The sequence below is a fragment of the Sphingobacterium sp. UBA5639 genome, assembly GCF_002421245.1.
Lineage (GTDB): Bacteria > Bacteroidota > Bacteroidia > Sphingobacteriales > Sphingobacteriaceae > Sphingobacterium > Sphingobacterium multivorum.
This window is the reverse complement of sequence record NZ_DIJR01000006.1, coordinates 95,559-110,312: the sequence shown is the minus strand read 5'-3', so window position 1 is coordinate 110,312 and position 14,754 is coordinate 95,559. Positions and strand designations below refer to the sequence as shown.

At 41.4% G+C, this 14,754-nt stretch carries 9 protein-coding genes; 1 reads left to right on the top strand and 8 read right to left on the bottom strand.

The features are described from left to right. The first annotated feature begins 94 nt into the window (after nucleotides 1-94). Nucleotides 95-4,939 (top strand): DNA repair ATPase, encoded by a 4,845-nt coding sequence (locus B4Z90_RS06200; RefSeq protein WP_286801594.1) that lies wholly within the window; start codon nucleotides 95-97, stop codon nucleotides 4,937-4,939. 104 nt (nucleotides 4,940-5,043) lie between these two features. On the opposite strand, the gene B4Z90_RS06195 is transcribed toward B4Z90_RS06200, so the two are convergent. From B4Z90_RS06195 to B4Z90_RS06160, 8 genes are all read right to left on the bottom strand, one after another. Further along, nucleotides 5,044-6,747, bottom strand: a complete 1,704-nt coding sequence (locus B4Z90_RS06195) for a bifunctional alpha/beta hydrolase/class I SAM-dependent methyltransferase (protein ID WP_112373950.1) — start codon at nucleotides 6,745-6,747, stop codon at nucleotides 5,044-5,046. Nucleotides 6,748-6,811: 64 nt separating this feature from the next. Beyond that, nucleotides 6,812-8,248 (bottom strand): phosphatase PAP2 family protein, encoded by a 1,437-nt coding sequence (locus B4Z90_RS06190; protein ID WP_204990928.1) that lies wholly within the window; start codon nucleotides 8,246-8,248, stop codon nucleotides 6,812-6,814. Beyond that, entirely contained in the window at nucleotides 8,230-8,985 is a 756-nt protein-coding gene (locus B4Z90_RS06185; protein ID WP_112373952.1) for an SDR family NAD(P)-dependent oxidoreductase, read from the bottom strand. Before B4Z90_RS06185 ends, B4Z90_RS06190 begins: the two co-directional genes overlap by 19 nt. Then, complete coding sequence (locus tag B4Z90_RS06180) at nucleotides 8,982-10,010, bottom strand: patatin-like phospholipase family protein (protein WP_112373953.1); 1,029 nt, start codon at nucleotides 10,008-10,010, stop codon at nucleotides 8,982-8,984. Before B4Z90_RS06180 ends, B4Z90_RS06185 begins: the two co-directional genes overlap by 4 nt. 50 nt (nucleotides 10,011-10,060) lie before the next feature. Next, nucleotides 10,061-10,891: a phosphatidate cytidylyltransferase gene (locus B4Z90_RS06175; protein WP_204990927.1), complete on the bottom strand. Its 831-nt coding sequence runs from the start codon at nucleotides 10,889-10,891 to the stop codon at nucleotides 10,061-10,063. Continuing rightward, the gene (locus B4Z90_RS06170) at nucleotides 10,884-11,468 is read right to left on the bottom strand and encodes a CDP-alcohol phosphatidyltransferase family protein (protein WP_204990926.1); all 585 of its coding nucleotides are present in this window, start codon (nucleotides 11,466-11,468) and stop codon (nucleotides 10,884-10,886) included. Before B4Z90_RS06170 ends, B4Z90_RS06175 begins: the two co-directional genes overlap by 8 nt. A gap of 179 nt (nucleotides 11,469-11,647) precedes the next feature. Further along, nucleotides 11,648-13,132 carry a TPM domain-containing protein gene (locus tag B4Z90_RS06165; protein WP_172462317.1) on the bottom strand — a complete coding sequence of 495 codons (1,485 nt, stop codon included), beginning with the start codon at nucleotides 13,130-13,132 and terminating at the stop codon, nucleotides 11,648-11,650. 288 nt (nucleotides 13,133-13,420) lie between these two features. Then, nucleotides 13,421-14,743 (bottom strand): gluconate:H+ symporter, encoded by a 1,323-nt coding sequence (locus B4Z90_RS06160; protein ID WP_112373955.1) that lies wholly within the window; start codon nucleotides 14,741-14,743, stop codon nucleotides 13,421-13,423. Between the last annotated feature and the right edge of the window lie 11 nt (nucleotides 14,744-14,754).

Sequence of the window (14,754 nt, the reverse complement as noted above, 5' to 3'; positions counted from 1 at the left end):
CTCCCCAATTCATTATTGCTTGCAATGATAATTACCATTGCAGGCAATAAACAAAAGATTTTATCACATATACCAAGTCGAGAAAGCTCATTTTATGCCAGAAGAAAACGTAATAAATCAGAACGACTCCCTTGATCAAGGTGCATACGAGATTATTCGGAAGCGGCTTCTTACACAAAAAGAAGAGCTTACTATCAAACTCCAACAACTAAATAATGCCCGCAAGGAAATATTTAATGCGACAAGTTTTATACTCAGGGCCAATCAACGGATCACCACAGAAAATAACTGTGTTGCTCGTGGTATTTTAGCCCTGGACAAGCTATGTATATTTGGTTATAATGTCCATTTTGGGTTACGCACCGAAATTAAACTCGAAGATGTTTTCAGTGTATATACATTCGAAAACAATCAGTTTATCCCACAATCACTCGATCTGATCAATGATCCTAATTTCATTGGCGATTACCAAAATTTATACAAATACTATCGCGACTCGATCTTTTCCAAGTTTCGACGTACGGAAAACTATCTTTATATGATCTTTCAGACCAGCAAAAATCCTGCTGACCTGAAGGCATTCAAGTGGTTGATTAAAGACGGAAAGCTCCAATATCAGGACGACCGCAGCATCCATGAAGTCAAATTACCCAACCAATTTGAATTTGAATGGACAAAAACAACCTTGGAAGACCGTCGCCTCGGAAAACACCCACACATATCCATTAAGGACAAGATCTTTATAGAAGCGATCAATGGCGATATTACTTTCAAAATTGAAAATAACACCGATACAGGGAAAGGAATCTTCTCCGAAAAAGTTTCAAACGCCGACCAACAATTGGATGATGCGGATTACTACTATGCAGACCTTGGCAATTTGATTGCCGTTCGCATCAAACCGTATCAAGAAGATTTCCGTGCATTTGTCTTTAATCAACGGACAAAAGAAGTGGTGAATCTTAAATCCCTTAATGAATCAGCCATTTTACTACCCGATAATCAAGGAATCATTTTTTCTAACGGATACTACCTGCAGAATGGCACCCATAAAATCTTTGACGTCCAGTTTGACCGGGTTAGTTTCCTTAGACGCATCGCATCACCAAACGGTGAAGACTTCCTCTATATCTTTTGTCAGGAGGAAACGAATACCTACATCTTACTGTCTTATAACATCATTCAGCAGCATGTCGAAACGCCGATCATCTGCAATGGATTCACACTTTTTAAAGACGGTAGTTTAATTTACTTCCATACAGAGGCCGAAGCAACAAGGCATCATCAGGTTCAGATCTGGGAAACCCCTTACATGGCCGTGCTCAAAGAAAATGAGTTAAAAAAAGACGACCCGCTTTATAAGGTTGGTAATAAACAGATCGTACAGGCCATGGCCGAAGCACAAGAAGTCATACAGCTCATCAACAAAGAAGATAGTTATGAAGGCCTTTACGAGGATATACTCAAAAAATCGACTGTCCTTCTTGACTCTTATTTTTGGATAAAGGATGAAGCCTTGTCCAACCTTGGTCAGCCATTAGCTCAGATCAAGGAGGTCGCTAATACGGCAATTGACGAATTTGTTAAGGTCCAAGCCCAACGTAAATACGCTACAGAGCTCAATAGCACTGCCGAGAAGAAAATGGAAGAGCTTACCTTTTCCATCAATAGTACTGTAGTCGAAAAGCTTGACCAACTTGTTCATCAACTGGCAGATTCACGACGTTTACAGGGCGAAATCATTGACCTCAAAAATGTCAGATATATTGATATAGTCCGTATCGATGCTTTACTCGAGAAGCTGCAGTCAATCACCACCGAACTTGCCGAAAAGACAATTGCTTTCTTGCTCCGCGACGAGGCTTTACAACCCTATGAGCAGAAAGTGGAGCAGCAGAAAAACAATGTTGCTGCAATTGTCAAAGTCTATGACGCCAAAGCGATTGAGGAAGCCAATTCGGCTATATCGAGTGAATTGGAGCTGTTGATCGATATTCTAAACAGTTTAAAAATTGACGACTCCACCCAAACCACCAAAATCATCGAGAAGATAGCCGTTATTTTCTCGTCCTTGAATGAGGTCCGGGCGCAGCTTACGCGCAAACTCAATTCATTAAAAAGTACGGAAGCCATTGCGGAATTTTCTGCCCAACTTACTCTGCTGGAACAGTCTGTCACCAACTACCTTGAACTCTCTACGACAACTGAAAAAGTAGACGAGTATTATACCAAGGTCATTGTCCAACTGGAAGAACTCGAAAGTAAGTTTTCAGAATTTGAGGACTTCGCCCTGAAAATAGCAGATAAACGCGATGAAATCATCAAAGCATTTAATTCCCGCAGAGAGCAAATCGTTGAACAGATCAACAAACGTAGCTCTTCACTCGAGCAAATTGGACTTCGCGTATTAAAGAATATCGAAAACAAATCAAAGACATTTGCAACGCGTGAGGAAATCCTAAGTTTCTTTGCTTCAGATTTGATGATTGACAAAATCAGACAGCTTGTGCAAGAACTGAAAACGCTCAGTGACGTTTCAAAAGCCGAAAATCTTGAAAACCTGCTCAAAAAATCTCAGGAGGATGCATTACGCATTTTACGTGACAAGAATGATCTTTTTGTAGATGGAGAGAACATTATTGCGCTTGGCAAGCATAAATTTGCCGTCAATAGTCAGTCACTCAGTTTAACACTCGTACGCAAAAATGACGAACTATTCTTCCATCTTACCGGAACGAGCTTCTATCAAAAAGTCAAAGGATCCGAGATCGAAAACTTTAGCGATATTTGGGATCAGGAACTGATTTCCGAAAACAAGGACGTATATCGGGCTGAATATCTCGCCTATAAAACATTCCTTGCTTCCAAAGGACAGTTAGATTTTGATGCCAACCTGTTTATCAATCAGACTGTCGAGCAAAGTTATTCGGAAGGTTATGTCAAAGGAGTGCATAACTTTGATGCCTTGGTAATCTATGATACCATCAAACAGCTAGATAGCAAGCTTGATCTTTTACGTTACGATGCTCATTTGCGTGCTATGGCACAATTGTTTTGGCATTCACTTGCGCAAGACGAGCAGGAAAAACAGAAAGCGTTGATTCAATCTACACATTCGGTATTAAAAGCATTTCCAAATTCCACACGCTACCAATCTGTCGTGGACGAACTCACAAAATTATTCATCAATTGGGACACCCATTTGGATCGTTCGACATTTCATGCGGAGGACGTCGCGAGCTATCTCTTCCAGACGTTCACAAGCTACAGCAAGTTTGTCGTCAGTGAGCAATCGGATGAACTTAAAAAGGCTTTCATCCGGCTATTGGAAAACAAAAAGAGTTTTAAACTCTTTGAAGCAGATATTCAGCATACACAATTTAGTCTCGTAGACCGCTTCTATTTGACCTTAAATTGGCTAAATTCTTTTATCGACGAGAACGACGATTACCAGGATTTCCAAAAGTACGTGGAGGAAACTGCAGTCACGCTTCTTTATCCGAAGGATGAATACCAATTGATCATCGCCAAAGACAATGCACTCATCCAGGGATTAAAGGGAAATCACGCGATCTTGAACAATGGAGAAGAGCAGATTCAATACCATCAATTTCTGCGTAGATTGAAGACTTTTGCCGAATGGAATGTTCCTCGTTTTCAAGAATTCGCTTCTTTGAAGGAGCAGCTCGGAAAAACATACGCCAAGGAGCTGAAAATCGGAGAATTTGAACCAAAAGTCCTAACATCTTTTGTCCGAAATAAGTTGATCAACGAAGTTTACTTCCCATTGATCGGAAATAATTTGGCCAAACAGCTGGGGGCAGCTGGCGACAATAAACGTACCGCCAGGATGGGTATGCTTCTCCTCATTTCTCCGCCAGGTTACGGAAAGACAACATTAATGGAATACCTCGCGAAAACCATGGGATTACATTTTGTGAAAATCAATGGACCTACAATAGGGCATTCCATTACTTCAATAGATCCTGTGGAAGCGAAAACCTCTGGTGAACGTGAGGAACTTAAGAAGATCAATCTTGCTTTCGAAATGGCCGATAATGTGATGCTTTACCTCGATGATATCCAACATTTGAATCCCGAATTCCTTCAGAAATTCATTTCATTGGCTGATGGGCAACGTAAGATCGACGGTATTTTTGAAGGTGAGAGTAAAACATACGATTTGCGTGGGAAAAGATTCTGCATCGTAATGGCAGGAAACCCTTACACCGAAAGCGGATCCAAATTTCAGATTCCAGATATGTTGGCCAACCGTGCGGATGTATACAATCTTGGGGATGTGATCGGTGATACCGAAGCACTTTTCAATCTCAGCTTAATTGAAAATGCGGCAATTGAAAACAGCTACCTTGAAAAAATAGCAAGCAAATCCTTCAACGATTTCTATGCTTTAGTGAACTATGCACAATCGGTTGTAGATCAACTTCCCGATTTAGAAGGCAATTACCTGAAGCAAGATATCGATGATTTTATCACGGTATTAAAACATGTGTTAAAGATCAGAAACGTTGTCATCAAGGTCAACCAAAATTATATTCAAAGTGCGGCCATGCAGGACAATTACCGAACAGAACCGCCGTTCAAACTGCAAGGGTCTTATCGGAATATGAGTAAGCTCGTCGCACAAGTTGTGCCGATGATGAACGAACAGGAAATCGATCAAGTTCTCCTCGCACATTATGAAAGTGAGTCACAAACCCTTACTGCCGATACGGAAAGTAATCTTTTAAAATTGAAAGAACTTGCTGGATTAATCAATACAGTGGAACAAGAACGGTGGGAACACATCAAAGAAATATTCCGCAAGAACAATAAACATGGTGGACTTGCCAAAGATGATAAGGTCTTTGCACAAATGCAGGACTTTAATGAAAACCTAGAGGGTATCATACAAGCTATCCGTGCTTATAGGAATTAATATTCGTCCTGATTATTCCAGCTGACGTAATTGGAAGCGTCAGCTGGAATAATCATTACCCTAAACAAAGACATAACTTTTCACTGCTAAGAATAGCGGAATGGCTACCCATTTACCGTCCCTGAAGACACCGTAAATATGCCAAAGTCATCGATCAGCATACGTTCCTTAACAACTCCATTGTACGCCATCAGACGATCTAATTCTTTCTGCGAACGACGACGCATCACCCAGTCCTTTTTCTGATGACTGTTTAACACGTAAGCAATCATCTTTAACTGTGGATGCCATGGCTGTCCAGTATAAACCAAATGACTGCTTGATTCGCAAATCGAAATTGCGCCTTTTACAGCCCTACTTGCCATTTCATTGTCACCAAAAAGTTCAAAAATACCTGAGATAATAACAATATTAGGCTCGAATTCCAGTTTGGAATAGGTAGCTGGATCAAAACAATCGTAATTGGTAAATCGTATCCCCTGCAATCCATTTCTACGGATAATCCTCTCTCCCACCTCAATATTGGACAACAGGAATTCATTAATCACGATTTCGGCTTCGGAATATTTCGCTTTGATATCAAATAAGTAATTGCCGGTGCCACCTGCAATATCCAATATCTTCACGGTCTTTCCAGCAGCTTTGACCTTCGCGATATTCTCTTCCAATAACTGTAATAAGTGCTGTTTTCGAATGCGAATTCCTTTCCATCCAATCGCCTCCAGATAACCTCGGTCGAGGATACGACCGAACCGATTTTTACCCTGCGATTCATTGCGATAGACGTAGTCCAGCGATATCCCCGAATCAAATCCAAACTGCAGTCCTAAATTCATTCCTTTACTTAAGGAACCTATTTTGCCCAATGCCCATTTCTGAACCGCATAGTTCAATTTTTCACCTGCAGGAAGTAATTTATGGTATAATTGTTCATACTCTTTCACCGAAAAATCATCGGGTTCGAGCGTCAGTTCAGGACTTTGTCGGGCATAGGCTTTGTCGATAAAATTTCGCAGATAGTGATAAACTTTCTGCCGATTTGTTTCAAATAGAATCCCGTGGTAGAAATTACGTAAAGTGATAAAAGTCTTCAACTTTGAAGCTATTGTCACAAAGAATTTTTTCTGCACCGAATTTTTGACCACATAATCTTTTTCAGCAGAAAGGACAATCACAGGGATATCAATCGCCGCAGCGTCTTCAACAATACGCTCGCCAGCTTTTAATAGATCAACCAACAAAGCACCATTGATAGATTTGGAAATCAACGGATCGGCATCGTAAGACTTCTGCTGATCGATATCGTGAGTCAACACCTTAGATTTGACATAACTCTGGATAATCAGATCTTTTTTTAGCTTTGTTCCCAAAGCAATCATCTGATTTGCCAAGGGCACATATAATTTAATTTCAAATGCAGGTGCCAACAATGCGATACCTGCGACTTTAGGCGCAAAATCATGTACCCAGGCACTGACAACAACTCCTGCAATACTATTGGCGATAACGAAAATGTCTTTCGAATCAACCAAATATTCGTGGCCTATATAATGAACGAAACTATCTAAATCCCGTACATAATCCATAAAGATCGGTGAAACTGGTTCTTTCGTATAACCATGTCCGCGCAAATCAAATGCAAAGATGGAATGATCGGCAAACTGGGGATCCGTAGCCATCTCCTGCAGACGTTCCGAATGCTCATGCCCCCGGTGCAGTACGACCAATGCCCGCTGTCCGGCCTGATAATTCCAAACGCGATATAATAACTCCCCTTGATCAAAACTCTTGAAGTAACCTGATTTCATGTATAATTTTTACGTACTAATTTCAAATAGTATATTTCATAACAAAGATCATGCAAAGGACCGTCTAGCTATTTCTCTCGACCAGCACCTCCATCAACTCAAGTGCATGTTTATGCAATACAAGATGCTTATTATGAGATTTAACACGATCTATAGCATCCATTAAATCTAAAGATAATATTTTTTGTGACAATAGAACAGCAAAAATCATACTCCTGCTGTAACCCATTGTACAATGTATAATCATATTTTCACCTCGCTTCAATTGTTGATAACTGATTACGAGCGCTGCCAATATCCTTTCGGCATCCGACAATTTAATTGCTGCTATATCCAACAATGGAAACGAATGATAGTTTTTCTCCAAATGTAGAATAGGTATTTCTTCCAATTCAGCAGCCAGATCAAAAACAACCAGATGCTTATTCAGACCAAGCACACGGAGATCTCCTGCAGTCATCCTCGGCCCCACATAACAACCTGGTAAAATTTCAAATAAAGGCGGATTATTGCTGCGTCTGACAAAACGCCACAGTAACCAATATATGCATTGATATGGACAATAAAACCATTTTTTAAATCCAGGTATCCAACCTTTATCATTTTTTAGAAACCTTGGATTATTGATAACATAATTCCTTCCTACCGCAATGCAGACCAGGGATGGCCAACACAAAAGATATATTCCAAAAGCATGAACTCCGCCCCACAATGCCAGTAACAATAAACTCCAGCCAATGGCATAGTAAACGTTACCAATTCTTTGGTTTCTACGACAAATCTCCGCTTCGAGGTCTAATTTCGTCTTTTCGTATAAATTTGCCTTTTCGGTACCAGCCAAAAAGGGCAAATTCCCGGCCTTTAACATAGATAATGCACTGTCATGAAGCAGTCCCGATGGAGATGGGAATAGAACGAATCCCATATGAACCAAAATCAATGCGGTCAGCACATCCACCAGATGGTGCTGATAAACGGTGAGTGTAGCAATCCCCGTGAGCAGCAGCCAAATTCTCACAGCCTCTTTTTTCCATCCTTTTAGCTGCCTACCGAGCACCGACCAAAACAGACATGCATAGGCCACATGCAACGAAGGTGCTTGATTAAATGGGGAATCGTACTTCCCTAAAAAGGCGAAGAAAAATTCAAAAACTGAATGCTCAACGCTAGGCCTATCAAAAGAAAATCGCAAGGGAAAAATAAAAAAACAACAAATAGAGAAGATGGTAATGAAACTGAAACGCTTCGTATAGACCCAAAGCTCTTCTCGACTTCGACAACAGAAAGGAACCACAGCGAAGAACAAACCACTGCTCATGTAGGGGATAATCATCCAAGAAACGAACGGCATAAAGTGTTCAAAAGGAAACACAAACGAAGATACAGTAGTCTGATTTGCAGCATGGACCGCAGCAGCAGAATAAGTCACCTGGAAAAATAGCGCACAATAAAGGAAAACAGCAAATTGCAGTCCCCCATTTTTCAGTCGTTTTTCATCCATTTGGCCTTCCTCGACATAATTTTATTCAATACGATATTTGGAAGTAGTCCCAGCGATGCCATTAACCACTTCATACGCTTCGGAAACACTACTTGCTTCTTCTTCTGTTCGATAGCTGCCATTATACGCTGTGCCGCATCGCCTACGGGGATTAAAAATGGCTTTTTAGACAAATCTTGCTTGTTGAGTGTTCTTAGCTTTTCCGTATCCACATATCCCGGGGCGATAACAGTAACCGCAATTCCATACGGCTGGAGTGCCCTACGATAGGCATCTGCCACTTGGATTGCAACACGCTTGGTCTTACTATATAGGCTTGAATTGGGAAAATGAAGCGTTCCCGATACCGATGCGACGATTGCAATCTGTCCTTCCGATTGACCCTGCATAACCATTCTTGCCGCTTCAAAACAATTTATCGTACCCATCATATTCACCTGTAGCATGGCAACCGCCTCCTGATAACTTATCTGTTGAGCAACGTCATCTGCGTAACTCCCGGTACAATTAATAAAGAGGTCCAAAGATGAATGTGCACAAAATGTGCTGACCGTACCCTGCAGACTGTTTAATTGACATACGTCTACTTCAAAACTTTTAAGGCTATGCGTCCAGGAATATGCTGACATTTTCGTTAGATCACGTCCACATACCGCTACCTCTGCTCCTTGATCAAGATAACGCTTGGCCAACGCAAGGCCTATTCCACTTGTGCCACCGGCAATAAATACTTTCATTTCAATGATTTTAATGTCACCTCATAGCCATAGTTCCATTGCGCTTCCATCGCTTCAGCAAATTCTTCCAGATCTCTCGGGAAAGAAAGCGTAACTTCAAATTTACGCCAATCAATTCCTTTTTTACAGTATTTCCCAGCTAATTGTTTCGCGGCATCCTGTGTATCTATCCAATGTGCATACGGAAAATGTTGTTCCAAATCTGCTAACCGTTTATTTCCACTAAAGCCCAATACTGCCCGTACCAACGCTTCTTCTTGTGGTCTGTAAGGTTGTTTTCGCTCACATATAATGTTTTCAGCAAGCACATTTGCTAGCTCCATTGGAACGAGATCAATTGCTCCACCAGCGTAATGAGTATTATTGGAACATACATGTTCAATATAAAACATATCGGACATTGAAATACGGGCCGCCTGTAGCACAGAAAATTCAGCGCTCAAATGAACTTCTTCAGCCACTGCACTGTGCACATAATTCTCATCCGCAATGCCTATTGCCTCAACAGGCACATTGGCCAATACATCCTTAGTTCCCATCAGCATTTTTTGATAGAGTTTCCGATCTCCACGCCGCTGCCCTACTTCAGACGGGCTGAACAGCATTTTAGCGCCGACCACCAGTGCCGGTATTGCTGCCGAGAATGGTCTATCCAAGGTAGGCAATAGTAAGGAAAGATCCTGTTCCATATCTACGAGATAGCGACTAAAGACATCCTCGATAAAGGGCGCCCGTTTTTTGTTCAGCTGTTTTTTCAAAACATACACGCCCAGCTTCCCCAAACGACGCTGTTCAGTGAGCCGATGATGCAAGAAAAATCGATAAAGTTCTTCAGATTGTAGATAGCACTTGCGGGCTTCATGTGTAGCAAAGGCCTGTATAACAGCGACTGCCATTGAACCTCCGCAGCTCGCTATAAGCAGATCTGGTTTTAAGCCCAGCTCATCTAACGCAGCGTACATGCCCAGATATAGACTGAACCGCGTTCCACCCCCTGAAAATAAAACAGCACGTTGATAAGCCATCACATTGAAATTTTAATTAACCTTCTCTCCACTACATTCGTCAAATTTTATTAATTCCCCAACAACAGGATAATCAAAGCATAAAACAGTGGTGCATTGAAGATCAGACTATCGATACGGTCCAATAAGCCACCATGCCCGGGAATCAATGTTCCAGTATCTTTCACTCCTGCCTTTCTTTTCAGATAGGAAAAAAGAACATCTCCCCAGAATCCCAAAATACCGAAGAACAAACCGAACAACGAAAAGTATAGAAAATTCTGAAAAGGCAGTAGGAAATACCCCAATAAATTACTCAGTATAATTGTTAAGCCGATACCGCCCACACATCCCGCAATTGTCTTATTTGGGCTAATACGCGGAACGATTTTACGTTTGCCAAAAAACTTGCCCATCAGGTATTGAAAGACGTCATTCAGTTCCGTTAACACAACAATATATCCGATTAATTTTAGTCCTAGGAACGCGATGCCATCCATTTTAATGGATCGGATAAAAGCTAAATGGCTAAAGGCAAGCAAACAAGCTACGGCGCCAAAAAACAGTCCAAACACAGTTCCCTTCTTAACCTTTAAACCATAGTTGAAAAATAAAGCAGTCCCCAAACACATGAAGCTGGCCAACACTAAATATTCTTGATAGGAACAAAAGTACAGAAGCAACGCTTGCAACATTGCCATGGAAAGAAATACAAATGGATTCGCCTTCCATTCAGGGATAAACATACGCGCAAACTCGCACATCCCTTGAAAGGTTATCCAGGCAACAAACAAAGGTGATAATGTTGGTGGGACGAAAGCAACCGCCAGCACCAAGACAATGTAACCCCAGCTTCTAACACGAACAGGAACATCTGCAAACTTGCCATTGGCATCAGCCATGCGCCAAAGCCTTTCTCAATCGAGTTACCGAACTCAAAAGTAAGAGTAAGCACAAAACGCCAAAAATATAGCCCGAAATAGCAACGATAGAAATATGCAATAATGCTAAAATTCCATATACGCCCAACAGCAAAGCACGATCACTTTTGCCCATCGGCCCATCGTAACGACGATCATTGGCAATTACCTTCCCTATCAATCCACAAAATTCATTCACAACACTCAAGACAATAAAAGCGACGATTGGATACACGCTTTCCGGATGAAACTTCAACAAAGGAAAAAATAGCACGACATCCGAAACAATATCTCCGACTTCGTTCAAAACCTCTCCGGTCTTGCTTGTCTGATTAAAAAGCCTCGCCATCATACCGTCTAAGGCATTCAAGGCCATGCGTAATAACAATCCGATTGGCAGGACCAAAAAGAAAATCGGGAAACGATCAGCATACCAAAAAAACAAAGCAATAATCAACGAGAATACGATCGATCCAATTGTAATTTGATTGGCCGTTATCTTCCTTTGATGCAAAAAGTTCAAGATCGGCATCAGCAACTGCTGAAATTTTGGTTTCAATTTATAAACAGAAATCATATAGCGCTAGCTGTAACTTATTTTTTATTTTTTTTTAAAAAAAATTTGCATAGTGTAATAAATACACTATATTTGTATCATCATAATTTAGGTTTATAATTGGTTATTTAAGGTTTTCATTCTCCCCGTTTGGAAACCTTTTTTTTGCCCTAAATTACGGATTACCATCTTCCGCCTGCACCACCGCCACCAGAAGATCCGCCACCAAAACTACCACCACCGCCACTACTACTCGATCCTCCGCCAGAGCTACTCGATGTTGAGCGCACTTTAACTGGAGTTGAATGTTCACCATGGGATACCCGATGGCCACAGTTCTTGCATAAGTCAAAGCGTTCTTCCAATCCCTGCGAACTATACGTTGCTGCACGTATCGTCTTGGTACGCCCGGTCTCAAAAGTTCTGTAATGACATGCAGGACAATCACTGAACCCAACATTTTCATCCCAGGGAACCAGCTTTGTTTCATTGGTCGTCTGATCTATCCATATTTCGTACGAACGACTACCGATTTTTTCCTCCAAAAGCTGCCCCTTATCCAGGTATGCACTTTCTCGGGTAGACACATCATCCTTATTCATGCGCAACCAACGTCCAGATTGATCTGGAGGAGCCAATCGAAGTTGATTCTTCCGAATGCGTTTATTCAATCCAATTAGATCAAATAGCGCCAATGGACTAAGCAATAGCGGAACTAAGCCCCAGACACGAAATTTGCGCAAAGCTTTTTGTATATTTTCTTCGTCCTGATAAGAATTGACAATTTGCGTGCGGCTTGCATTATACTTCATCGCCAAGGTGATACTACCAAAAACACCAATAAAATAAGGTAAATTTTTCCACTGATAGACCTCCTCAAAATTATTGAGGGCAAATGCACAGATAAACACCGAGATAAACATTACTATCCCCATACAGCCGCATCCACTGACTAAAGGCGGGAAATATTTACTTTTTTTGGTCAACTTCCCTTTGATCGCTCGGGTCACTTCACCCAACCAGATATAACAGATTGCAAACAAACCTAAAACCAACAGTGAATTTCGCAGGATTGGACTTTTAAAGCTCCAGACAGGTGTTGCCTCTGGCATTAAGCGTTCCAGCTCGGCTTTACTATCCGGTGAGGTGAGAATGGTCTTTATAAATTCTGAAGCCTCCATAACACCCCGGTCGTAATCCTCATTCCTAAAATTAGGTACGAGATATTTTTCGCCAATGCGCTTTAAATAAGCGTCGGGCAAAATACTTTCCATACCATACCCAGTGAGAAAACGGTATTCATGGCGGTCTTTAGCAATAAACAACAAAAGCCCATTGTTACTTTCCTTCTTACCGATCCCCCAGGCATTGAATAATTTTAAAGCAAATTCGAAATCACTGTCGCCAACGTAATCGTTCACAACAACGATGGCAAATTCACTTTTTGTAGTAGCCTCAATCTGCGTCGATAAACCATCTAATTCCGCCACTGTACCTGAGGATAGAATCCCATCAGGATTGGACACAAAATAATCCTGCCCCTTTATTTTTGGACTGGGCAAATTGTCTACTGTATAAGCAATTGATTGTCCAAAAGAAGGTAACCCAGATAGGCAGCTTACCAACAGGATTGAGCAAAGTATATAAAATCGGTGTAATCTCCACATAATTTTAGAACAACAAAAATTTGGTTCATTGTCACGATATTAAGAAAAAAAAATCAAACAAAGGTTTCCGTCAAAAAAAAGCCCATAATCAACCGATTATGGGCCTGTATAATTCAATATTCGTTTGAGCTATTACTATACATCCTTACGATTACTTCATATCATCATTTTGTTGAGCTACAGGGACAGTACATGATCCTGTTTATGTTGTTTATAAAGAAGCAATGCTTAGAAAGGCAAGATTATTAACTAAAGATGTATGACAATAGGAAACTTTCCCATTCGCTGTCAATGACCAAGCCAATGTAAAATCAAGACGCCAATCAATCCAACAACAGAAACGAGCGTTTCCATCACCGTCCATGAGCGAAACGTATCCTTCATGCTCACTCCAAAATAAGATTTAAACATCCAAAACCCAGGATCGTTGACGTGTGAGAACATAAGACTACCCGCTCCCGTCGCTAGCACCATTAATTCAGGAGTAACCTTTCCTGCCTGCACAATGGGAAGCATAATGCCCGCTGCCGTGAGCCCAGCAACACTAGCCGAACCGATAACTAGGCGAATGATACCGGCTATTAACCATGCAAGCACAAGAGGCGACAAGCTCAGGTCTGCGGTTAGGTCAGCGATGTAGTTCGCTACACCACTGTCTACCAAAATTTGCTTAAAGGCGCCTGATGCCGCAATGATAAAAAGGATCATCATTATCCCGCGGATTGCTTCTTCCACACTTTCTGATTGCTCCCGCAAACTTTTACCTTGGCGGATACCCATTGTGTACATCGCCATTAGCGATGCAATCATTAAAGCCACCACTGGGTCACCCAAGAAACGCAGTGCCTTCAGCCAAGAGGAGCCTTCTGGAAACATTAGATGGGAAAATGAACCAAAAGCAATTAAAATTATTGGAAAAAGCCCCGTAAATATACTAATTGCAAACCCGGGAAGCTCCTTCCTATCCGCTTGATTGTGTTCCGGAAAAAACTCGGTCGGTGGATTGGTCGGAATACGCTTAAGCATCCTGCCAAAGAGCGGCCCACCGATAATGATGGCAGGAATTGCCACAACAATGCCATAGACCATTGTTAAACCGATATCCGCTTTGTAGTTAAGCGCTATGGCCGTAGCTCCCGGATGCGGTGGCAAATAACCATGTGTCACGGACAGCGCTGCCAGCAACGGAATGGCTATGTAAAGCAAAGGCATTTTATTGGAAACACATACCATGAAAACGAATGGTACTAAGACGATAAAACCGACATTGTAAAATAAGGGAATTCCTACTAAAAAGCCCGTGAGAACCATTGCCCAAGGTAAGTTCTTTTTGCCAAATACAGCCGTTAGTACCGTTGTAATCTTTTCTGCAGCACCACCCTCCGCCATCAATTTTCCCAGTAAAGACCCGAAAGCCAACAATAGTGCCAACTGGCCCATAGTGGTACTCACTCCGTTTTCAACAGATTTAAGGATGTCGACGGCACTCATATTCATAGCAAAACCGACCGCAACAGAGGTTATCAGTAATGAAAAGATCGTGTTTAACCTGACGACGGTAACTAAAAGAAGTAGTAAAGCTACTCCCAAAATAACGATGATTAGAGGCATAATAATTTATA